The sequence below is a fragment of the Oleiphilus sp. HI0061 genome, from assembly GCF_001635675.1.
On record NZ_LWFE01001814.1, the window covers coordinates 1 to 1290 of the forward strand.

At 44.6% G+C, this 1290-nt stretch carries 1 protein-coding gene; it reads left to right on the forward strand.

The window, feature by feature from the left end; all coding sequences use genetic code 11:
• Positions 1 to 1158: bifunctional [glutamate--ammonia ligase]-adenylyl-L-tyrosine phosphorylase/[glutamate--ammonia-ligase] adenylyltransferase (glnE, locus tag A3735_RS27645; RefSeq protein ID WP_231882676.1), on the forward strand; the 1158-nt coding region annotated here is incomplete at its 5' end.
• Between the last annotated feature and the right edge of the window lie 132 nt (positions 1159 to 1290).

Sequence of the window (1290 nt, forward strand, 5' to 3'; positions counted from 1 at the left end):
CGATGCAGCCACACGCAACATATGAGATTGTTTGAAAGTCCGGTTATTCTTGATGAGTTGCTGGATGCCCGAAGTCTATTCCATCCACCGAATCGAGAGCAATTACAAGATGAGCTAAGGCAGCAAATGTTGAGAATTCCAGAGGATGATCTGGAAACTCAAATGAACTGCCTACGAACTTTCAAACAATCTCATATGTTGCGTGTGGCTGCATCGGAGTTAGGTGGACACTTGCCTTTAATGAAAGTAAGTGATTACTTAACATGGTTGGCCGAAGTCCTTCTGGAAGAGTCTTTAGCCATCGCATGGCATAATCTAGTCGTTAAACACGGTGTGCCAAGTGGTTTAAGCAGTGACGAGAAAGGGATTGCTGGCGAAGGTTTTGCCGCAATTGGTTACGGGAAGCTAGGTGGCTTGGAGTTAGGTTATAGCTCTGACCTGGATATGGTCTTTCTCTATGACGCTGATGACTATGGCGTGACATCGGGGCCAAAGTCGATTGATAATCAGGTATTTTATATGCGTCTAGGGCAGAGAATAATTCATATTCTGTCAGCTCAGACAACGCAAGGAATGCTGTATGAGTCAGACATGCGTTTGCGTCCCTCGGGCAATTCTGGAATGTTGGTGTCGTCGCTAGCTGCGTTCAAAAAGTATCAGCAAAATGATGCTTGGACATGGGAACATCAAGCTTTAGTTAGGGCGCGTGGTATTGCGGGTGACCCAAAGCTTATCGAAAATTTTAATCTGGTTCGACGAGACATACTGGCAGCACCCAGAGATGAAGCTGAGCTTAGGGCAGAAGTTAAAGCTATGCGCGAAAAAATGAAGGCTGCCGCCAAAGCGGGAAGTATCAAGCAAGGTGATGGTGGTCTGGTGGATATCGAATTTATCACCCAGTTTGGCGTGTTGAACTTCGCGCACCAAGATTCTAGCTTGATGGACTGGACCGATAATATTCGCATATTAGAGGTTTTAGAGAAGCTGGATTGTTTTGAAGGCATTGATTTATCCGTACTGAGTGCATCCTATCGGGAGCTGCGTTCTGGTTTGCATCGAAATAGCTTGGCTGATGAGGCGGATAAAACAACGATCGCTGATTATGCTGAAACATGCAGCAAGGTAACGGAGATTTGGCAAAAAGTCTTCGTGGCCTAGTGATATTTAAGCAAGATTTTCCTGGCTTAATGCTCTAAAATTAGCACCGTGATTAATTATCAAGTAGTGAATAATGGAAGCTTTTAGAGCCAAATTAGTAGTCTATATCCTTAAATTCTTAGCGAGCCTTGG